The sequence below is a fragment of the Fuscovulum sp. genome (assembly GCA_035192965.1).
GTDB lineage: Bacteria > Pseudomonadota > Alphaproteobacteria > Rhodobacterales > Rhodobacteraceae > Paragemmobacter.
Window position 1 is genome coordinate 2,801,209 of record CP136571.1, and the last position, 20,023, is coordinate 2,821,231.

The following is a 20,023-nucleotide window of genomic DNA, read 5'->3' on the forward strand; positions in this document are numbered from 1 at the left end:
CAGCCGCAGGGTCACGGGGCTGGCTGCGGCTGGCCCCGCCCCTGACGCTTGGCCTGATGGCCGCCCCGGTCGCTGCCGGGCTGGCAGGAACTGCCCTTCCTGCCCTGCGCGACGGCGCCGCCGCCTTCACCACATTGGCCGAATGGCCCGGCCTTCCCCGCGCGGCAGCCCTGTCCATCGGCACCGGCCTTGCCTCCACCTTCATCTCTCTCGTCCTCACCCTGCTCATCCTTGCGGCCTTTGCGGGCACCACCACCTTCGCCCGCATCCGCCGGATGATCGCGCCGCTCCTGTCCGTGCCCCATGCCGCCGCAGCGCTGGGTCTGGCCTTCCTGATCGCGCCTTCAGGCTGGATCGCCCGCACCCTCTCACCCTGGCTGACCGGCTGGGATCAGCCCCCCAACCTCTTGATCCTGAACGATCCTTACGGCATCTCCCTGACGCTTGGCCTGATCGCCAAGGAATTGCCCTTCCTTCTTCTGATGGCCCTCGCCGCCCTGCCACAGATCGACGCCGACCGCCGCCTCGCTACAGCTGCCACGCTGGGATATGGCCGCCTCGCGGGCTTTGCCCTCACCACCCTGCCCGCGCTCTATGCCCAACTGCGCCTGCCGGTCTATGCGGTGCTCGCCTATGGCATGACCGTGGTCGACATGGCGATGATCCTCGGCCCCTCACTGCCCCCCACCCTCTCCACCCAGATTGTGCTCTGGATGGCCGAGGCCAGCCTGATGCAGCGCGACACCGCCGCCGCCGCTGCCCTGCTACAATGCGCGCTGGTGCTGGCGGCGCTCGGTTTCTGGCGGCTGGCAGAGATCGCAGGTCGCCGCCTGCTCATCGCCATGGCCTTCCACGGCCAGCGCTATGCAGGCCTTGACCGCCCCGCCGCCGCTGCCGCGCTCACCGCCACCCTTGTCACCGCAGGCAGCCTGACCCTTGGCCTCGCGGGCCTTGCCCTGTGGTCCGTCGCCGGGTTGTGGCAGTTCCCCGACGCCCTTCCCGCAAGCCTGACGCTGCGCAACTGGGCCACCGCCCTGCCCTCGCTCAGCACCACCTTCAGCACGACCCTTGCCATCGCGACCATCGCCACGCTGATCGCCCTCGCCCTCACCCTCGCCTGTCTTCAGGCCGAGGCGCAGCTGCGCCTCACCCCCACCACCCGCGCGCTGACCCTGCTCTATCTGCCGCTTCTGGTGCCGCAGGTGGCCTTCCTGCCCGGGCTGCAAGTCATCGCCTTCTCCACCGGGGTAGAGGGGCATCTTCCCGCCGTCGCCGCCGCGCATCTGATCTTCGTGCTGCCTTACGTCTTTCTCTCCCTCGCCGGGCCCTTCCGCGCCTGGGATACCCGCATCGCCATCAGCGCCGCCACCATGGGCGCAACGGAATCCCGCATCTTCTGGCGCCTGCGCCTGCCCATGCTGCTCGCCCCGGTGCTGACGGCCTGCGCGGTGGGCATCGCCGTCTCTGTCGGGCAATACCTGCCGACGCTGCTGATCGGTGGCGGCCGCATCGAAACCCTCACGACCGAGGCGGTGGCTCTCTCCTCCGGCGGCAATCGCCGCCTGATCGGGGCCTATGCGATGCTGCAACTGGCAGTGCCCGCATTGGCCTTTGCTGCAGCCCTCGCCTTGCCCGCCCTCATCTGGCGCAACCGCCGCGCCATGCGGGGGCTGGCATGACAGGCACGCTCGATCTGCAAAACCTTAAGATCACCTTGGGCGACCGCACGCTGGTCGACCTGACCCTCGCCATCCCGGCAGGCCAGATCGTCACCATCATGGGGCCATCCGGCGCGGGCAAGTCCACGGCGCTGGCCGCCATCACCGGAACGCTTGCCCCCGGCTTTCGCATGTCGGGCCGTATCATGCTGAATGAAAAAGACATTTCCGCCCTGCCCACCCGCGCCCGCAGCATCGGCCTGCTGTTTCAGGATGCGGTCCTGTTCCCCCATCTGTCGGTCGGCCAAAACCTTGCCTTCGCCCTGCCCGCCCCGATCCGGGGGCGCGCGAACCGTCAGGCGCGCGTCGATGACGCGCTTGCCTCGGCGGGGCTGGCAGGCTTTGCCAACCGCGACCCGGCCACCCTGTCCGGCGGCCAGAAGGCCCGCGTGGCCCTTCTGCGCACCTTGCTCGCTGAACCTTGCGCGCTGCTGCTGGATGAACCCTTCTCCCGCCTTGATGCCGACCTGCGCGCCCAGATCCGCAGCTTTGTCTTCGACCGCGCCGCACAGGCGGGCATCCCCACCCTGCTTGTCACCCATGATATCGAAGACGCCCGCGCCGCCGGCGGCCCCGTCGTCGACACCTTCGGCAACCCGCTGCCACCCTGACATGCGCCCCCTCCCACGACCCTGCCTCGCGCGCTAGACTGTAGTCTGCCCCCCCTGTTCAGGTGCCCCAATGTCCCGCCTTCCGCTGATCCTGACCCTGCTCCTCGCCCTCGGCCCCGCGCAGGCCATGGCTTGCCGCCAACCCGACGGCGCGGCAGGCATGGCAGACGCCACCCTCTCTGCCATCAATGCCGAACGTGAGCAGCGCGGCATGGCCCCCCTCAGCCCCGATCCACGCCTGACCGACGCCGCCCTCGCCCATGCCTGCGACAGCGCCGCGCGCAACCGGATGAGCCATGACGGCAGCGATGGCAGCGATCTCGGCGACCGGGTAAAGCGGGAAGGCTACCGCTACCGCGCCATCGCCGAAAACGTCGCCGCAGGCTACCGGACGCCCGGTTCCGTGGTGCAAGGCTGGATGACGTCCTCAGGCCACCGCCGCAACATCCTCACCCGCAACGCCCGCGACGTGGGCCTCGGCATCGCCACCGCCGGCGATGGAACCCTGCATTGGGTGCTGAACCTGGGCACCGAACGCTAGGAAAACCCATGCCAACTCACCTTGGCCCAAATACCCAATTCTGCCCGCTCAACCCGCGCAACCTTGCGGCGCCTGCGCCTCTGAAACGCGTCGCATGGGTATTTTTGCCAAGGTGAAACGGCAAAGGCACGCCCACTAACGGGCAAGCAGCAATTCCGCCTTCAGCCCGCCCAAAGCCTCACTCCGGCCCAGCCGCAATTCGCCGCCATGGCTGCGGGCGATGTCTGCCGCGATCGACAGGCCAAGCCCCACCCCACCCCCCCGGTTCGGATCGCGCGCCGCGTCCAGCCGGCTGAAAGGCACCACCGCCTCGGCCCGCCGCGCCGCAGGAATGCCCGGCCCGTCATCCTCTACCGTAAAGCGCAGCCAGTTCGTCCCCATCTCCAGCGTCACCTGCGCCTGCTTGCCATAGCGCAACGCGTTGTTGACAAGGTTTTCCAGCGCCCGCGTCACCGCCTGCGGACGCAGCGGCACAGCCTGCACCCGCCCCGGCTGGCGAAACTCCACCCGCCCGCCGATCCGGACCGCATTCTCCACCACCCGCTGCGCTAGCGCCGCCGGATCCACAGGCTCCACCGCCTCGGTCGCATCCCCACGGGCAAAGGACAGGAACTCATCCACCAGCCGCTCCATCTCGGCCACGTCCCCCAAAAGGGCCTGCGTCTCCTCATCCTCGGGCAGCATCGCAAGGCCAAGCCGCAACCGCGTCAGCGGCGTGCGCAGATCATGGCTCACCCCCGACAGCATCAATGTGCGCTGTTCAATCTGCCGCTCGATCCTTGCCCGCATATCCAGAAACGCATGTCCCGCCGCGCGCACCTCTGTCGCCCCACGCGGGGTATAGGGGATCACCTGCCCCTTGCCGAACGCCTCTGCCGCCAACGACATGCGGGCAATCGGGCGCAACTGATTGGACAGGAACAGATAGGCGATCACCGTCATCAGGGCCGAGGTGACGATCATCAGCACCAGCAACTGATGCGGATTGGTGGCCGACATCCGCGCCCGGTTCACCGTCACCGCCAGATCACCCCAACGGGTCGGCAGATGCAGCCGCACCAAACCATCCCCCTCGATCAGATCCACCGGGGCCAGCGCCGGGAACTCATCCCGCAGCGTCCGGATCACCACCCGCCCCGACAGGTCCAGCCATTCCGTCCGGTCCGCCTCGGGCACCGCATCGCGCGACGGCAACGCCACCCGCAGATCCAGCGGCCCGCTCAGCGCCATCAGCCGCGCCGCCGCCGCCGCCGCGCTTTCCGCCGCCTCGGCCTCATCCAGCAAAAGCCGCAACTCAGCCGCCACCCCACCGGTCAGCTGCTGCGTCACCCGCTCGAAATGACGCTGGATGAACGTCACCGACACGACCAGCTGGATCGTGACAATCGGCACGATCAGGATCAGGGCGGCGCGGCCATAAAGACCACGGGGCAGGAAGGACTTGCGGGCCATAGGACCAGAGCCTAGCCTGCCCCCCGCCCTTAGGGAAGAGGACGCCGCCATGCCATCGCCCGACAAACCCTTCCCCCGGCCTGACAGCCAGCCGCGCCTGCGCACCATCCTCGCCCCCAATGCCGCGCCGCTCACCTTTCGCGGCACCAATACCTATATCCTCGGCTCCGGGCGCGTCGCCGTGATCGACCCCGGCCCTGACCTTCCCGCCCATCTGGACGCCATCCTCGCCGCCCTTGATCCGGGCGAGGCGGTCAGCCACATCCTCGTCACCCATCCCCACCGCGACCACTCCGCCCTTGCCCCGGCCCTGGCCGGCGCCACCGGCGCCCCGATCCTCGCCTTCGGCACGGCGACCGAGGGGCGCTCCCCTCTGATGCAAAACCTTGCCGCAGCCGGGCTGACCGCTGGCGGTGACGGGTTGGACCTCGCCTTCCTGCCAGACCAGCGGCTAGGGGATGGCGAAACACTCACCGGCCCCGACTGGCAGGTCACCGCCTTGCACACCCCCGGCCATCTGGGCAGCCATCTGTGTTTTTCCGCCGGGGCCTGGCTCTTTTCCGGCGATCATGTGATGGGATGGAGCAGTTCGGTCATCTCGCCCCCCGATGGCGACATGCGCAGCTATATGGACGCGCTGCACCGGATCGACCGGCCTGACTGGGCGCTGTTCCTGCCCGGCCATGGCGATCCGATCCCCAATCCGCGGGCCCGCGTCCGCACGTTGATTACCCACCGACGCGACCGCGAGGCACAGATCATGGCCGCCCTGTTGCGTGGCCCGGCCGATGCCGAAACCCTCACCCGCCAAATCTATACCGACCTTCCGCCCGCGCTCCTGCCCGCCGCGCGCCAGAATGTTCTGGCCCACCTTCTTGATCTGCAAGAGAAAAACCAAGTCTCCGCCCCCACGCCCCTGCACCCGACCGCACGCTTTCACCTGATCTGACGCAGCACATGCATTTTCTGCCGTTAGCCCCTTGCCGCCCCCAAACACCCTTGCTATACGGCCCACGTGTTCCGGCGTAGCTCAGCGGTAGAGCAGTTGACTGTTAATCAATTGGTCGTAGGTTCGATCCCTACCGCCGGAGCCAAAAATCCAAAAAGATCAGCTACGCGGCCTCCAGCAATTGCTGGATAGGGCTGTTTTAAGCTTACCTTGTCCCCTCGGATGTCCTGATTTCCAGACGACCGCGCTTTGAAGACATGAGCGCGGTTGCCTGCATCGCTCTGTCTGAAGGGCCGCATCTGTCCCCGCCCCCTTCGCCCTCCGCAGTCGCCTCATCCTGTCGTGCACCGGCGGTCTTACACCCACAGCGTCCTACCCGCTCCACGCGCAAGCGGCGATGGACAGGATGTCTGCATCCGCAGACGAAGCGATCGCTATCCTCACCACTCCGCCCAACGAAAAGCCTACTTCCGCCGGGCATACATACCTTTGACAGGCCCCGGTGCCTTCTGTGGGGATGAGCGGCCCCACCCGCAACACGCCTTAAAGTTGCCACAGTGATTCGCCGCATTTGGCGCCCTGCAAAGGCCTTCCCGGAAGGCCCGGTCGCGCGGCTGGAAACAATTGTTAACGCCGCAGCGCATAGGTGCCGGATCACGCATAAACCCCAGCAATTTAGGCGAAAATTTGACAGCATTAAGACATATGACCTACCCAAAAGTGGCAACACGATGGCACCCCCCATCTCATTCAAAGGTCGAACATGTCCCGCTCCATCGCCCCCCTTTCGGTTCTTTTCCTGTCCTGCGCCCTGCCCTTTGCCGCATCCGCCGCAACTCCAACCCGCGACCTGTGCCGCATCGCAGAGCTTGACCCCGCCAGCTTCATGCAGCGCCCGGATTTCGCCGAAAGCATCCTGCGCATGTCGAACAGCTGCCCCAAGGTCGCCCTCGCGCTGACCAACGTCGCCACCGGTTCCATCGTCGGAACCGTCGATGATGGCGGCAATGACAAGGCACAGGGCGGCAAGCAGGGCCCGGATTACAGCGATCTGCTCGACCGTCTGAAAGTGGCGACCAAGAACCTCGACACCGCCACCGCCAATGTCGAAAAGGCGCAGGCAGCACTCAACCGGACCGTTCGCAGCGCCAAACAGGCAGGCCTGTCCGAAGAAGACCTGCAAGCGCTCTACGCGCTGAACGGCGAAGACGGCGACCGCCGCGTCCTGCCCGATTACACCGCCGCCAAGCGTGATGCGCTGGCAAGCTATGTATCGGCCCGCGACCGCCTCGCCGCAGCCGAAGAAAAGCTGGATCAGGCCAATGACCGTGCCCAGCCTCTGGTGCAAAAGGCGCTGGAACTGGCCGGCAAGGCCAGCGTGGCCGAGGAAGACCTCGCCAAGGCGCTCGACGGTCTGACCCGCGAAGAACGTCAGGCGATGCTCGAAAAGACCCTCGCCGATGCCAAGCAGTCGGTGGCCGATCTCGAAACCCGCATCGCCGCCAACTCTGCCGATTTCGATCAGGCGACCAAGGCGCTGAAATCCGCGCTGAACAACAAGCATTACCAGCGCGCCTTGGAAGAGTTCGAAGAAGAGCAAGAGGATTTCGCCAAGGCCGAACAGCGCTATCAGGACCGTCTGGCCCGCGATCCCTCCTGCAAGGGCGGTGATTGCCGCAGCGCCAAGAAAAAGGCCGAAGAAGCCGCGGAAGATATGGCCGACGCGCAGAAGGACCTCGCAAAGATCGAAAAGGCACTCGATCTCGAAGGCCTGAGCGTGGCTTACAACCAGACTGCGGCGGCGCTGGCGGCTGCACAGGCTGATCGGGCGCTGGCAGAACAGAACGCCGAACAAGCGGCACGTCAGGCCAAGGAACTGGCCGATCTGCTGTCGGCAGCGGCCGATGCGCTGACACAGGCCAATGCAGCCTCGCAAGAAGCCCGTGACGCAACGGCGGCAGAAGAAGCCGAAGTTGTCGCCGCCCGTGCCGCACTGGAAGTGGCCTTGGCCAACGCCAATGCCGCGCTGGAAGGTAGCGCTGAAGAACAGGCCGCGCTGGACGCCGTCCATGCTGCGAAAGAGGTTCTCCGCACAGCACTGGACTCGCTCGGTGCCGCACAATCCGTGGCCGAAGAGCTGACCACCGAGGTCGCGGAAATCGAAAAGGCCCCGGCAGAGGTGACAGAGGCGGCCGAAGGTCTTGAAACGGCTTCCGAAGAAGGCGACGCCGCCAAGGATGCCGCCCTCGAAGATCTCTACGATGCCGGTGACGCCATCGTTGACTACCACGAGGCCGAAGGCGACCTGCGCGATGCGCTGGATGCCGACAAGCCGGCAGAAGACACCACTGCCGAAGCCCCGGCCGAGCCGAACACCTGATCCTGTAGCGGGATAACCAACGAAGTGGGGCGCAGGATCACTCCTGCGCCCCCAATCTTTTCGCCGCCAGTAAGTCGGCCCTGGTCAGTAGGCCCCGGTCACTCAATCCCCGCTCACACGGGCCGCGCGATAGGCCCGATCTTCCGTCTGCCGCAACCGGCGCAGCGCCATGATCTGTCGCAGCGCCGCCACCGCGCCGATTGTGCCAAAGATGTCGCGCATCATGCCCACATCGCCCGCGATGCCCCGAAGCAGCCCCTGCTTCGCCGCCTTTGACGGGCTGATCGCCGCCAGCCCCACCACCGCCACCCGCGCCCGATCCGCGATCCACAGCCGGTTCAGGAACACCTCCAGCCCGAACCCCTTCAGCCCGGCCATCCGGTTCAGCCATGGCAACAGCATCTCGCGCCGCATGACCCGCTCGCCGGAAATGTAATCCAGCCCGATCCGCCGCCAGACCCAGGGCGCATTCTGGCGCAGGCTGATCGCCACGTCCGCCCTTCCTGATCGCACCGGGGCAAGCAATTCCATCACCTGCATCGCCGTCAGCCCCACCAGATCGGCATCCAGCAGCAGGATCAGATCGCCTTGCGCCTGCGCCACACCTGCCGCCACTGCCGCAGATTTACCGCCATTCCGGCGCTGACGCAGCACGCTTGCCCCCATGGCCTGCGCCACATCGGCACTGCCATCCTGCGATCCGTCATCCACCACGATCACCTCATCCACCGCCGGATGGCCCACCACCGCCCGCAGCACCAAGGGCAACCGCTCTGCCTCATTCCAGGCCGGGATGATGCAACTCACGCTCACACGCATGTCCGCCTCCAGAACCGCCGCCCCGCCACCGCCGCAGCACCCAAAAGCCCCGCACAGGCCAGCATCGCCGCCAGATCGCCGATCGCCAGATTGCCGATCCCCAGATCGCCCGCCCCCAGCGACAGGCCGAACACCCACCCGGCCCCGGCCAGAGCCATCACCTTGGGCACTGCCGCCACCAGCGTGAAGGCAAGGAAAGCCCCCGGCCGCATCTGTGCAAAACCCGCCGTCAGGATCACGGCAAAACCGGCCACATGCGTCAGCTTGCCGATGACCAGCAGCCACCCGCCGCGCCGCGCAAACAGATCCCGCAATCCGACCGCCTCCATCGGCAGGCGTCGCCCGAACAGCCGCCGCGCCAGCCCGGGGCAGAATCTTCCCACGCCATAAAGCAGCGCATCACCCAGAACGTCGCCCGCCAGCGCCACGGCCAGCACGGCCAGCGGATCAAACACACCTCTTCCCGCCAAAGCCCCGGCAATGACCGTGACAATCGGCCCTTCAATCAGCGCCAGCACGAACAGGATCGCCAATCCCTGTTCCTGCAACAACGATATGATCGCCTCGCCGTCCATCGCCGTCATCCGGGCAACTTGTGCAGGGCGCCCGGCGCCATCGCATTGCCGCGCCATTCAATGCGGGTATTGGCCCAGCCCGCAGCCCAGACCGCAGGCAACATCGCATCGCGCAGCACCAGCATCAGCAGCGCCCGCCCCGGCCTTGCCCAGCCACAGGCCAGCGCCAGCCCCGCCTCGGCCCCGTACCAGACCAGCGCCACCGCCGCCGCGAAGCCCGGCCCCCCGGCCATGCCCGCCACCAGCAGAACAGGCGCGAACCCGTTCAGCACCTCGCCCGCGAACAGCCACGCAAACCCCTCGCGCCGCACCTTGGCCCAGCGCACCTGCCGCGACCAGACCTGCCGCAGCGACCGCCGCCCGATGGGCTGCGCAAAGGGCCGCTGCGTCAGCGCCACCCGCTTGCCCGCCCCACGCACCAGCTTTGTCGCCGCCACATCCTCGGCCAACCGCTGCCCCAGCGCGGCCAGACCGCCCCGCGCATCCAGAAAGGCGCGCTCCCACATCAGCGTTTTGCCCTGCGCAAAGCCGAACCCCAACGTATCGGCCAGCAACTGCACCCGCGCCTGATTGCTGTTCAGAAAGGCGCATTCCAGTTCCGCCCAGGCCCCGTCGGGCCGAATACCCACAGGCGGCGATGACACCAACCCGACCTCTGCCCCCTGCGCCGCCAGCACCTGCCACAGATAATCCGGCGGCAGCAGCAGGTTGCTGTCGGCCATGACCACCAGCCCGCCCTGCGCCGCCTGCCAACCCTTTTCCAGATTGTTCAGCTTGGGATTGGCGCTCACCCGATCCTCACCGATCAGCAGCCGCGCCGTCACCCCCGGATGCGCCGCGATCAGCCGCCGCACCAACGGCACCACCGGATCATCCCCATCCGCCACGCAGAACAGCACCTCAAAGGCCGGGTACTCCAGCGCAAAGCTCGATCCCAGCGTTTCCGCATCCAGCGGGTCCAGCCCGCAAACCGGGCGCAAGAGCGTGATGAAAGGTGCCGCCTCGGGACGCGCGGGCGGTTCACGGTGCAATCGCCAGCCCACCACCGCGCAAGACAGCAGATGCAGCACCACCATCCCCGCCACGAACAGGATCAGCGCCATCTCCATCACGCCACCTCCGCCCCGGCAGAGGCCAGAACAGGCGCAACTCCCCCCTCCGGCACCGCGCCCAGCGCATCCCAGGCCAGCAGCCGCAACCGCCCATCCCAGTTTTCCACGATGGCGGTGCAATTGTCGGTCCAGTCCCCACAATTGGCATAGCGCCGGCGGTGATCGTCATGCAGCGCGGCCAAATGGAAATGCCCGCAGATGATCCCGTCGCATCCCGCCCCCTCGGCCAGCGCAACCAACCGCTGCTCATGGCTGTGGCTGCGGTAAAGCACCGTGTTCAACCCCCGCAGCAGCATCTCGATCGGCCCCCGCGCCTCGCGCCCAAAACGCAGGCGCAGCGCGCGCAGACCGCTGTCGATCAGCCGCAACACCCCGTCCACCCGGCTGCCCAGCCGCGTGCAGATGTGAAACCGCAGCAAGCGCGCATCGCAAACATCGCCATGCAGCACCAGATAGCGCATCCCGTCGGCGGCCCGATGCTCCACCTGCCGCTGCACCGTGATGCCCAGCCGCGCCCGTGCAGGCCATTCCTCGGCGCGCAGACCGGCCAGCGCCCGGTCATGGTTGCCCACCAGATAGACAAGCCGCCGCCCCGCCGCCGCCCGCGCCCGCAGGATTTCCACGATCCGGTCCTGTCGCGCGCCCCAATGCAGGATCAGCGGATCCCAGATGTCAAAGATGTCGCCCACCAGAAAGATCGTCTCGGCATCGTTCTGCGCCAGAAATGCCAGGATCGCATCCGCCCGGCAGCCATGCGCCCCCAGATGCAGGTCCGACAGGAACATCGTCCGATGCACCTCCGGAACCACCCGTTCTGCCTCGACCGTCATGCTTCGCCTCCTGCGCCGCTTGTGCGCATCCTGCCGCTTTGCGGTGACGGCCCCGCAACGGGAAGGTGTCAATCTGGTAAATTCACCCTGCGGCTTGCGTCTTTCGCCACGCCGACCACAGCCCCTTGATGCTCAACCCCCTCATGGCGCATCACAACACCCGCCGCGCCGCCGGATCGCGCGGCCAAAGTTTACAGACGCCACCCCTTTGGCAGCCCCGACCATCCGTAGGTATGGATAAATCCAGCCTAGGCTACGTCGTTCTGTCCAGTAACCCGCAACAGGAGGAGGACGCGATGAACCAAAATCAAGCCCAGGACTGCGATACCCTTGGTCGCCTGCTCGGCATCGCCTTTGCCGGCCTGCATCTGCCGCTTCTGATTGTCGGCATCGCTTTCTTCTTCGGCGGCGTCACGGACACCGGCGATCTGGTCCTTGCCGCGCTTGTCGGCACCCTTGCCGCTGCCGTTTTCACCCTTGGCGCGATGTGGCGCATCATCGGGCCGTCGCTGATCGCCCAGCACGCCCGCTCCGGCCACTCGCCGCACGTTCTCGCCGCGCACTGATCGGCTCAAGCGGGCAGCGCGTGGCTCCGCGCCGCGATCTGCCCGGCCAGATAATCGGCATCATGCCAAACCCCCCAGATAAAGGGCGACGCCCGGCGTGACAGCCAGGGCAGGCCGATGAAATACAGCCCCGGCACCACGGACACGCCCTTGTCATGCCGCGGGCGGCCCTTTTCATCGAACACGTCAATCTTCATCCAGCCGAAATCCAGCACATAGCCGGTCGCCCAGATCACCGACGTCACCCCCGCCGCCGCAAGGTTCAGTGACAGAACCGGATCGCTCACGCAGGCCGGATCGGGGCCAATGCGCCGCGCCTCGGGTTCCTCGGGCAGATCCAACCCCGCGCGCGCGGCATGGGCATCCGCCTCATCCAGCACCGACAGGTAATTGGCATCCCCCCGGGCGATATTCGCCGCCAGATCGGGGGCAAAGCGCAGCACCCCATCCTCATACCCCTCGGTCCGCCCCACCAGCATCATCCCGCGCGCGGCCAGTTGCCGGAAATCCACCGTCTTCCCGCCCCCGGCCCCGCTGACCGCGATGGTCACATGTTCCGTCCCCGGCGTCGCCGCCCGCGCATCCCACTTGCCCAGCGCGCCCAGCCACCAGACGAAATCCCGCCCGCGATAGGCGCGCGGCGGCCGGTCATGCGGCCCGACCGACAAAAACACCTTGCGCCCCGCCCGCAGCAGTTCATCCGCGATCTGCGCCCCCGACGACCCTGCCCCAATCACCAGCACCGCGCCCTCGGGCAACTGCCCGGGGTTGCGATACCCGCTGGAATGAACCTGCATCAGCCCCGCGCTTTCCGGGATCATCGCCGGAAAGACCGGCTTCTGAAACGGCCCCGTGGCCGACACCACATTGCGCGCCACTGTCACGCTCCCATCCGCCGCCTCGGCGCGGAACATGCCATCCGCCATCCGCTCCAGCGACCGCACCTCTACGCCGCAACGGATGGGCGATCCGTTCTGCGCGGCATAGGTCTCGAAATACCGCACGATCCGGTCTTTCGTCGCGAAACTGTCGCCGTCGATATCGTCAAAGGTCAGGTCGGGAAACCGGTCATGCCAAGCCGGGCCATTGGCCACCAGCGAATCCCACCGTTCCGTGCGCCAGCGTTCCGCGATGCGGTGCCGCTCCAACACCAGATGGTCCATGCCCCGCCGCCCCAGATGCGCGCTCATGGCAAGCCCCGCCTGCCCGCCCCCGATCACCAGCGTCTCGACCGTCTCAACTGACATCGCGCATCCTTTCGCCCGGCAGGCCCATCGCAGCCCCCCACCTGGAATAGGCGACGCGGCGCAGGCAAGAAACACGCATTTCGCTCGGCCCTGATTAGGCCACGCCTAAGCAACGCCTCCGCTACCGTTCACCGCGCCGATAGGGCTGCATCAATGCCTCCGGCACCCGCGCCCGCCGCGCCACAAGGATCAGCGCCACGATCGACAGCACATAGGGCGCCATCAGGAACAGCTGATACGGCACCCCCTCCACCACCGTCTGCAACCGCAACTGAAACGCGTCGAACAGCGCAAAGAGCAGCGCCCCGATCAAGGCCTTGCCCGGCCGCCAAGACGCAAAGACCACCAGCGCAATGCAGATCCACCCCCGCCCTTGCACCATGCCGGGGAAAAAGCTGTTAAAGGCCGCCGTCGTCAGGAACGCGCCGCCCAGCGCCATGATCCCCGACCCCACCATCACCGCCCAGATGCGGATGCGCACCGGGTTCAATCCCTGCGCCTCAACCGCATGCGGGTTCTCCCCCGTCATCCGCAGCGCCAAACCCAACGGCGTGCGCGCCAGCATCCAGGCGATCAACGCCACAAGGATCAGCGCCACATAGGTGGGCGGCGTCTGGGTGAACAGCACCTCTCCCACAAAGGGAATGTCGGAAAGGATCGGCACCGGCCAGGGCTGGAACGGTTCAATTGTAGGCGGCAGATCACCCACCTCCACCCACAAGCGGTACAGATAATAGGACAGCGCCGATGCAAACAGCGTGATCCCCAATCCTGACACATGCTGCGACAATCCCAGCGGCACCGTCAGCATCGCATGGAGCCAGCCCATCACCATCCCCGCCAATACCGCCATAGCGAGCCCAGTCCAAAGATCACCGCCCCAATACACCGTCAGCCAGCCGACCATGGCCCCCATGGTCATGATCCCCTCGATCCCCAAATTCAGCACACCCGCCCGCTCGCAGATCAGCGCCCCCAGCACGCCAAAGATCAGCGGCGTGGCGATCCGCAGCACCGCCGACCACAGGCTCGCCGTGGCCAGAATGTCAAAGGCCTCCATCATCGCCGCACCCGATAGGTTGTGAAGAGCAGCGCCACCAGCATCGCCAAAAGCGCCACCGCCATGATCACATCCGCGATGAAAGAGGGCACGCCCGTCGCCCGGCTCATCGCATCCGCGCCGACAAACACCGTCGCCACAAAGACGGATGCCGCCACCACGCCCAGCGGATGCAGCGCCGCCAGCATCGCCACCACGATCCCGGCATAGCCGAAACCCGGCGACAGGGTGGTGGTCACATATCCCACCGGCCCCAGCACCTCGATCGCGCCTGCCAGCCCCGCCAGCCCGCCCGACAACAGCGCCACCTTCACCAGCGTCGCCGTGATCGGCACCCCCGCGAATGCCGCCGCACGCGGGTTCAACCCCGCCGCCCGCGTTTCCGCCCCGAACACCGTCCGCGCCTGCACCAGCCAGACCACCAGCACCACCACCACCGCCAGCACGATCCCCACATGCAGCCGCGACCGTGGCACCAGATCGGGCAACCGCAGCCCCGCCGCCACCGGCACCGATTGCGGCCAGCCAAAGGCCATCGGGTCCTTCAGCACCCCCTCCACCATCAGCCCCACGAACAACAGAACGATGAAATTCAGCAGCAGGGTCGTCACCACCTCATCCACCCCAAACCGCAGTCGCAGCACGGCAGGCACCAGCAACAGCACCGCCCCCGCCGCCATCCCCGCCACGGCCAGCGCCACCCAGGCCAAAGGCAAGGGCCAGCCCACCAGCGCCGAATGCCCCAGCGCCGCCGCCGCCAGGGCACCCATGTAGAACTGCCCTTCTCCCCCGATGTTCCACAGCCGCGCCCGGAACGCGACCGCCGCCGCCAACCCCGTCAGGATCAGGGGCGAGGCGCGGGTGAACGTCTCCGTCACGGCCAGCCGCGACCCGAACGCCCCCGTCAACATCTCACCATAGGCCACCCAAGGGCTCACCCCCGCCATCGCGATCAGCCCCGCGCACAGCACCAGCGCCGCCAGCACCGCCCCCAGCGGCGCCAGGATCAGCGCAGGCAGCGACACCTCCTCGCGCCGTTCAAACCGCATCGCGCGTCTCCCAGACCCCGGCCATCATCAACCCCAACCGCCGCGCATCCACCTCTTCGGCGGCAATCGGATCAGACAGCCGCCCCTTGGAAATGGCCTGCAAGCGGTCCGACAGGCCCACCGCCTCATCCAGATCTTCCGATATCAGCAGGATCGCCGCCCCCTCGGCCCGCGCCAGAAGCAGTTCCTGATGCACCGCCGCAATCGCCCCCTCATCCAGCCCCCGCGTCGGCTGGTTCGCCAACAAAAACCGCGGCCCCGCCGCCAGATTGCGCCCTAGGATCAGCTTCTGCATATTCCCGCCCGACAGAAGCCGCGTCCGCGTCGCAGGCCCCGCGCCCCGGATATCGAACCGCGCAATCAGTCCTGCCGCATGCGCCTCGGCCGCCCGCCGCCGCACAAAACCCCATCGCGCAAAATCCCGCAGCCGCTCCAGCACCGCGTTTTCCCATACGGTCAGATCGCCCACCACACCCTCGGCATGGCGATCCTCCGGCACCCGCCCGATGCCCAGCGCCACCGCCTCGCGCGGGGTGATCCGCGAAATGTCGCGCCCGTCAAAACGGATCGTCCCTGCATCCGGCCGCGCCAGCCCAGAAAGCACCCGCCCCAGCATGGCCTGCCCGTTGCCTGACACGCCCACGATGCCCAGAATTTCGCCCGACCGCACCTCGAACCGCACCCGGTCCAGCGCCATACCACCGCCTGTGGAAACCGACAGCCCCTCTGCCACCACCACCGGCGCGCCCACCTCATGCGCCGCCCGCTTGGGCCGCGCCACGGCACGCCCCACCATAAGTTCGGCCAGTTCCGCCTGCGTCGTCTCGGCTGTCGCGCGTTCGGCCACGACCTTGCCACCGCGCAGCACGACGACCCGGTCCGATGCCCCCATCACCTCGTGCAGCTTGTGGCTAATGAAGATGATCGACAGCCCGCCCTGCGCCATGCCGCGCAGGATAGTGAACAGCTGCTCCGCCTCGGGCCGCGCCAGCACCGCCGTCGGCTCATCTAGGATCAGGATGCGCGCATCGCGGTACAGCGCCTTCAGGATCTCCACCCGCTGACGCTCACCCACCGACAGGTCGCCCACCCGCGCCTGCGGGTCCACCGGCAAGCCAAATGTCGCGAACAGCGCCATCAGCTTGCGCACCGCCCCGTCACGGTCCGATCCCGGCTTCCACAGGGGTTCAGACCCGATAACGATATTCTCCAGAACGGTCAGGTTCCCCGCCAGCGTGAAATGCTGATGCACCATCCCCACACCCGCCGCGATGGCCGCGCGCGGCTTGCCGGGCGGCAGGGGCCTGCCCTCCACCCGCACCTCGCCCGCATCCGCCGCATAATGGCCGAACAGGATGTTCATCAGCGTTGTCTTGCCCGCGCCGTTTTCCCCCAGCAGCGCCAGCACCTCGCCCTTCCGCAGCGACAGCGTCACATCGTCATTCGCCACCAGCGCGCCGAACCGCTTGGTGATCCCGTCCAGTTCCAGCACCGGTCCTGCGCTCATGGATGCCCCGCAATCGCATAAGGATAGGCCACCACCGGGGCCACCGCCGCCAGCCGCGCGCCCAGCGCCAGCAGCGCCCGGTCACACCCGACGCGGCCCGCAATCTGCACCCCCACCGGAATGCCGCCCCCGGCATAGGGGATCACCAGCGCCGGAAAGCCCGACGCATTCGCCATCGCCGCACCGGGGGCCACCGCCCCCATCTGCGCGAAATGCGCCGCAACATCGCGCGCCTGCATGTCAAAGGCCCCCACCTTCGGCACGCCCCGCGCCAGCACGGGCGAAATCACCGCATCCACCCCCGCCATCCAAGTCTCCCATTCCGCCGTCAGCACCGCCATCTCGCGGCTCGCAGCAAACAACTCCGCCGCCCCCATCCCGCGGCCTTCCTCCAGCACCGCCGCCGCGATGGGCGTCAATTCTTCCCCCGGAACCCCCAGATAACCCATCCATTCCGCCAGCGATGCCGTCAGCACTGTCCGCGCCACCCTGTCCGCCCGCGCCGACAGCGCCGCCGGAAAGGCCCGCTCTTCCACGCCCAGACCCAGATCTTCCGCCAACTGCGCCACCGCCCGCGCTGCCTCAGCCTGCCCCGGATCGCACCCCACGGGGACCATCACCGCCACCCGCCCCGCCAAGAATCCCCGATCCCCGGCCCAAGGCTCTGCCGCCGCGTCAAAGGCCGCCGCCACATCCCGAACCGACCGCGCCAGAACCAGCTCGCTCGCCAATCCCATCAGCCAGTTGCCCTGATCCGGCCCCATCGGCACCGCGCCGCGCGATGGCTTCAACCCCACCAGCCCGCAACAGGCCGCAGGCATCCGGATCGACCCTGCCGCATCGGTCGCATGGGCAATCGCGACGATCCCCCCCGCCACCGCCGCCGCCGCCCCGCCCGATGATCCGCCGGGCGAAAGCCGCGCATCCCAAGGGTTCACCGCAGGGTCCGACGTCAGCGCCAGCCCGAATTCCGGCACCGTGGTCAACCCGAACGGCACCAACCCCGCCGCCCGAAACCGCGCAAACAGATCGCTGTCTGTCGCCTGATCCACCCGCCGCCTTGCCAACGCCGCCGATCCCGCCACAGGCGACAACCCCGCCGCGCCTGACCCCAGATCCTTGCCCAGAAACGGCACGCCGCCAAACGGCCCCGGCACGAAGCCACGCCCCGCGTCAGGCTCCAGCCGCACCACCGCCCCGAACCGATCCGCCGCCGCCACCGCAGCCGCAAAAACCTCGGGCGCGGAAACCGCACCCGAGGCTATCGCCGCCGCAAGAGACGTGGCGTCTTGCAAGATCAGGCAGGTTCGTTCGCGTCGATTGGCACCTCGAAGGTTCCCGCCGCAATGGCGGCCTTCTTCTCTTCCATCGCCGGGATCGCATCCGCAGGCACTTCCTCGGCCACGAAGATCAGCTCGTTGCCGCCGTATTTCATGAAGGAATACTCGGTGTAATCCCGGCCCACCGGCTTGCCCGCCACCACATCGGCCACGATGGCCTCAATCGTCGGGCGATAGTTCCAGATGGCATTGGCAAACACCGTCCCCGGATAGCGCGGCGTATAGTCGATCAGCGACCCGATCGCCTTCACCCCGCGCTCCTGCGCGCCATCGGCCGTGCCGATCCGCTCGCCGAACAGGATATCCGCCCCGCCGTCGATCTGCGCTACCGCGGCCTCCTTGGCCTTGGCCGGATCGAACCACGCGCCGATGAACCCGTTCAGGAACTTCGCCTCCGGGTTCACTTCCTTCACCCCCATGCGGAAGGCGTTGATCAGCAAGTTCACCTCCGGGATCGGATAGCCGCCAACAGACCCGAAGGTCCCCGTCGTCGACATCTTCCCTGCCAGCATCCCCGCCAGATAGGCCGCCTCATGGTTGCGCGTGCCGAACACGCCGAAATTGTCGCCCTCCGCCGCGCCCGACGATCCCATCAGGAAGGCCGTCTCGGGGTAATCCGCCGCCACGGCGCGGGCCTCCGCCTCCACGGCATAGCTTTCGCCCCAGATCAGCTTTGCGCCACCTTCCGCATATTCCCGCATCGCGCGGGGATAGTCGGTCGCGGCCACGCCTTCGGAAAACTCATACTCGATCAACCCATCCGCCGCCGCCGCCTGCATCGCGGCATGGATGCGCGAATTCCAGGCATTCTCCACGGGCGAGGCATGTACCCCCGCCACCTTGATCACGGTCTGGGCATTCACCCGGCGAATGTATGCGGGCAGCGCCAGCGTGGCGGCAGCCCCCATCAGCAGCGTCCGGCGTGTGGTCGAAAAGGTCATGGCGTAACTCCCCGTTGATGTTGTTGTTGGTTTCAGTCTTCCGCAATCGGCGCGTAATCGGCGGGATCGATCCCCGCCGGGCGCCCCGGCAAATCCAGCCGCGCCAGCCGTGGCGCGGTTTCCGCAATCACCCGGCCCGCCCGGATCACTGCGATCCGCGTGGCCTTCATCCGCACTGCCTCGATCGGGTCGCGCGCCTGCAACACCACCATCGTCGCAGGCCCGCCCACACGCAGCGTCGGGTCCGGCAATCCCATCGCCAGATGCCCGTTCACGGTCACGGATGTGAAACTCCACCCCATCGCCTCGCGCGATGTCATGGGGATGGCATGCACCCCCATATGCGCCACTTCCAGCATGTCGGCCGATCCCAGCGGATACCAAGGATCCATCGTGCAATCCTGCCCGAAGGCCACGTTCACCCCCGCCGCCCGCAACTCCGGCACCCGCGTCATCCCCCGCCGCCGGGGATAGGTGTCCGACCGCCCCTGCAATGTGATGTTGATCAGCGGATTGGGCACGATATGCAGCCCCGCCTCCGCAATCAGCGGGATCAGTTTCGACGCATAGTAATTGTCCATCGAATGCATCGACGTGCAGTGTGACCCCACCACTCGCCCCTGCAATCCCAACCGCACGGTTTCCGCCGCCAGCGTCTCGATGTGCCGGCTCATCGGATCGTCGCTTTCGTCGCAATGCAGATCGACGGGCAACCCGCGCTCCACCGCGATCTCACACAGCCGCCGCACCGAATCTGCCCCCGCCTGCATCGTGCGCTCGAAATGCGGGATGCCGCCCACCACATCCACGCCCATATCCAGCGCTCGGATCAGGTTCGCCTCTGCCGTCGGGTCGCGAAACAGCCCGTCCTGCGGGAAAGCCACCAGTTGCAGGTCGATATAGCCCGCGACCTCGCGCTTCACCTCCAGCAAAGCCTCCACAGCCGTCAGCCGGTCATCGCACACATCCACATGCGTCCGGATCGACAACAACCCCTGCGACACTGCCAGATCGCAGTATCGCAGCGCCCGTTCCTTCACCGCCTCGACCGTCAACAAGGGCTTTAACTCGCCCCACAGCGCGATCCCTTCCAGCAGCGTGCCAGACCGGTTCAGCCGGGGCAGGCCAAGGCTCAGCGTCGCATCCATGTGAAAATGCGGGTCGGCAAAAGGCGGCGCCACCAGCCGCCCGCCCGCCTCGATCACCCGGCCCGCTTCGGCCGCAATGCGCGGCGCGATCTCGACGATCCGCCCATCCTTTACCGCGATGTCGACAGCTGTTTTCCCATCGGCAAGACGCCCCGCCCTGACCAGCAGATCCAGCATG

18 protein-coding genes and 1 tRNA gene are annotated in these 20,023 nt (G+C 67.2%); 7 read left to right on the top strand and 12 right to left on the bottom strand.

Annotated features, from left to right (window positions below):
* Positions 1 to 56: 56 nt before the first annotated feature.
* The 3 genes from RSE12_13770 (at position 57) to RSE12_13780 (ending at position 2,870) form a co-directional block, all read left to right on the top strand.
* Positions 57 to 1,679, top strand: coding sequence for an ABC transporter permease subunit (locus RSE12_13770; protein WRH64828.1), 1,623 nt, complete (start codon positions 57 to 59; stop codon positions 1,677 to 1,679).
* On the top strand, positions 1,676 to 2,329 hold the full coding sequence (locus RSE12_13775) for an ATP-binding cassette domain-containing protein (GenBank protein WRH61442.1): 654 nt from the start codon (positions 1,676 to 1,678) through the stop codon (positions 2,327 to 2,329). The genes RSE12_13770 and RSE12_13775 overlap by 4 nt, the downstream gene beginning before the upstream one ends.
* Before the next feature lie 70 nt (positions 2,330 to 2,399).
* On the top strand, positions 2,400 to 2,870 hold the full coding sequence (locus RSE12_13780; GenBank protein ID WRH61443.1) for a CAP domain-containing protein: 471 nt from the start codon (positions 2,400 to 2,402) through the stop codon (positions 2,868 to 2,870).
* 135 nt (positions 2,871 to 3,005) lie between these two features.
* On the opposite strand, the gene RSE12_13785 is transcribed toward RSE12_13780, so the two are convergent.
* Positions 3,006 to 4,322, bottom strand: coding sequence for an ATP-binding protein (locus RSE12_13785; GenBank protein WRH61444.1), 1,317 nt, complete (start codon positions 4,320 to 4,322; stop codon positions 3,006 to 3,008).
* A gap of 49 nt (positions 4,323 to 4,371) precedes the next feature.
* Here RSE12_13785 and RSE12_13790 point away from each other — a divergent pair, with 49 nt between their 5' ends.
* From RSE12_13790 to RSE12_13800, 3 genes are all read left to right on the top strand, one after another.
* A complete protein-coding gene (locus RSE12_13790; protein ID WRH61445.1) occupies positions 4,372 to 5,271 on the top strand; it encodes an MBL fold metallo-hydrolase in 900 nt (299 codons plus the stop codon).
* Positions 5,272 to 5,341: 70 nt separating this feature from the next.
* A tRNA-Asn gene (locus tag RSE12_13795) sits at positions 5,342 to 5,416 on the top strand.
* Positions 5,417 to 6,034: 618 nt separating this feature from the next.
* Entirely contained in the window at positions 6,035 to 7,651 is a 1,617-nt protein-coding gene (locus RSE12_13800; protein WRH61446.1) for a hypothetical protein, read from the top strand.
* Between the two features lie 102 nt (positions 7,652 to 7,753).
* Here RSE12_13800 and RSE12_13805 read toward each other — a convergent pair whose 3' ends face one another.
* The 4 genes from RSE12_13805 to RSE12_13820 are packed head-to-tail and all read right to left on the bottom strand — an operon-like array spanning position 7,754 to position 10,987.
* Complete coding sequence (locus RSE12_13805) at positions 7,754 to 8,464, bottom strand: glycosyltransferase (protein ID WRH64829.1); 711 nt, start codon at positions 8,462 to 8,464, stop codon at positions 7,754 to 7,756.
* The gene (locus RSE12_13810) at positions 8,461 to 9,054 is read right to left on the bottom strand and encodes a VTT domain-containing protein (protein WRH61447.1); all 594 of its coding nucleotides are present in this window, start codon (positions 9,052 to 9,054) and stop codon (positions 8,461 to 8,463) included. Before RSE12_13810 ends, RSE12_13805 begins: the two co-directional genes overlap by 4 nt.
* Positions 9,051 to 10,154, bottom strand: a complete 1,104-nt coding sequence (locus RSE12_13815) for a ceramide glucosyltransferase (GenBank protein WRH61448.1) — start codon at positions 10,152 to 10,154, stop codon at positions 9,051 to 9,053. Before RSE12_13815 ends, RSE12_13810 begins: the two co-directional genes overlap by 4 nt.
* Positions 10,154 to 10,987: a metallophosphoesterase family protein gene (locus tag RSE12_13820; GenBank protein ID WRH61449.1), complete on the bottom strand. Its 834-nt coding sequence runs from the start codon at positions 10,985 to 10,987 to the stop codon at positions 10,154 to 10,156. Before RSE12_13820 ends, RSE12_13815 begins: the two co-directional genes overlap by 1 nt.
* 128 nt (positions 10,988 to 11,115) lie before the next feature.
* On the opposite strand from RSE12_13820, the gene RSE12_13825 reads away from it, so the two are divergent.
* Complete coding sequence (locus RSE12_13825; protein WRH61450.1) at positions 11,116 to 11,553, top strand: hypothetical protein; 438 nt, start codon at positions 11,116 to 11,118, stop codon at positions 11,551 to 11,553.
* 5 nt (positions 11,554 to 11,558) lie between these two features.
* Here RSE12_13825 and RSE12_13830 read toward each other — a convergent pair whose 3' ends face one another.
* The 7 genes from RSE12_13830 to RSE12_13860 all read right to left on the bottom strand — a co-directional run bounded on the left by RSE12_13830 (position 11,559) and on the right by RSE12_13860 (position 20,022).
* Positions 11,559 to 12,800, bottom strand: coding sequence for an NAD(P)/FAD-dependent oxidoreductase (locus tag RSE12_13830; GenBank protein WRH61451.1), 1,242 nt, complete (start codon positions 12,798 to 12,800; stop codon positions 11,559 to 11,561).
* A 121-nt stretch (positions 12,801 to 12,921) separates the two neighbouring features.
* Entirely contained in the window at positions 12,922 to 13,863 is a 942-nt protein-coding gene (locus tag RSE12_13835) for an ABC transporter permease (protein ID WRH61452.1), read from the bottom strand.
* On the bottom strand, positions 13,860 to 14,909 hold the full coding sequence (locus RSE12_13840) for an ABC transporter permease (GenBank protein WRH61453.1): 1,050 nt from the start codon (positions 14,907 to 14,909) through the stop codon (positions 13,860 to 13,862). Before RSE12_13840 ends, RSE12_13835 begins: the two co-directional genes overlap by 4 nt.
* Positions 14,899 to 16,416: an ABC transporter ATP-binding protein gene (locus tag RSE12_13845; GenBank protein WRH61454.1), complete on the bottom strand. Its 1,518-nt coding sequence runs from the start codon at positions 16,414 to 16,416 to the stop codon at positions 14,899 to 14,901. Before RSE12_13845 ends, RSE12_13840 begins: the two co-directional genes overlap by 11 nt.
* Positions 16,413 to 17,711, bottom strand: a complete 1,299-nt coding sequence (locus RSE12_13850; protein ID WRH61455.1) for an amidase — start codon at positions 17,709 to 17,711, stop codon at positions 16,413 to 16,415. The genes RSE12_13845 and RSE12_13850 overlap by 4 nt, the downstream gene beginning before the upstream one ends.
* 2 nt (positions 17,712 to 17,713) lie before the next feature.
* Positions 17,714 to 18,697, bottom strand: coding sequence for a BMP family protein (locus tag RSE12_13855; GenBank protein WRH61456.1), 984 nt, complete (start codon positions 18,695 to 18,697; stop codon positions 17,714 to 17,716).
* A 32-nt stretch (positions 18,698 to 18,729) separates the two neighbouring features.
* A complete protein-coding gene (locus RSE12_13860; GenBank protein WRH61457.1) occupies positions 18,730 to 20,022 on the bottom strand; it encodes an amidohydrolase family protein in 1,293 nt (430 codons plus the stop codon).
* Position 20,023 lies beyond the last annotated feature (1 nt).

Bases quoted from the DNA above. Each gene is read 5' to 3' on its own strand.
- RSE12_13840 (WRH61453.1), bottom strand. From the start codon at position 14,909: ATGCGGTTTGAACGGCGCGAGGAGGTGTCGCTGCCTGCGCTGATCCTG.
- RSE12_13855 (WRH61456.1), bottom strand. From the start codon at position 18,697: ATGACCTTTTCGACCACACGCCGGACGCTGCTGATGGGGGCTGCCGCC.
- RSE12_13775 (WRH61442.1), top strand. From the start codon at position 1,676: ATGACAGGCACGCTCGATCTGCAAAACCTTAAGATCACCTTGGGCGAC.
- RSE12_13800 (WRH61446.1), top strand. From the start codon at position 6,035: ATGTCCCGCTCCATCGCCCCCCTTTCGGTTCTTTTCCTGTCCTGCGCC.
- RSE12_13860 (WRH61457.1), bottom strand. From the start codon at position 20,022: ATGCTGGATCTGCTGGTCAGGGCGGGGCGTCTTGCCGATGGGAAAACA.
- RSE12_13830 (WRH61451.1), bottom strand. From the start codon at position 12,800: ATGTCAGTTGAGACGGTCGAGACGCTGGTGATCGGGGGCGGGCAGGCG.
- RSE12_13770 (WRH64828.1), top strand. From the start codon at position 57: ATGGCCGCCCCGGTCGCTGCCGGGCTGGCAGGAACTGCCCTTCCTGCC.
- RSE12_13825 (WRH61450.1), top strand. From the start codon at position 11,116: ATGCTCAACCCCCTCATGGCGCATCACAACACCCGCCGCGCCGCCGGA.
- RSE12_13780 (WRH61443.1), top strand. From the start codon at position 2,400: ATGTCCCGCCTTCCGCTGATCCTGACCCTGCTCCTCGCCCTCGGCCCC.
- RSE12_13835 (WRH61452.1), bottom strand. From the start codon at position 13,863: ATGATGGAGGCCTTTGACATTCTGGCCACGGCGAGCCTGTGGTCGGCG.
- RSE12_13790 (WRH61445.1), top strand. From the start codon at position 4,372: ATGCCATCGCCCGACAAACCCTTCCCCCGGCCTGACAGCCAGCCGCGC.
- RSE12_13810 (WRH61447.1), bottom strand. From the start codon at position 9,054: ATGACGGCGATGGACGGCGAGGCGATCATATCGTTGTTGCAGGAACAG.
- RSE12_13785 (WRH61444.1), bottom strand. From the start codon at position 4,322: ATGGCCCGCAAGTCCTTCCTGCCCCGTGGTCTTTATGGCCGCGCCGCC.
- RSE12_13820 (WRH61449.1), bottom strand. From the start codon at position 10,987: ATGACGGTCGAGGCAGAACGGGTGGTTCCGGAGGTGCATCGGACGATG.
- RSE12_13815 (WRH61448.1), bottom strand. From the start codon at position 10,154: ATGGAGATGGCGCTGATCCTGTTCGTGGCGGGGATGGTGGTGCTGCAT.
- RSE12_13845 (WRH61454.1), bottom strand. From the start codon at position 16,416: ATGAGCGCAGGACCGGTGCTGGAACTGGACGGGATCACCAAGCGGTTC.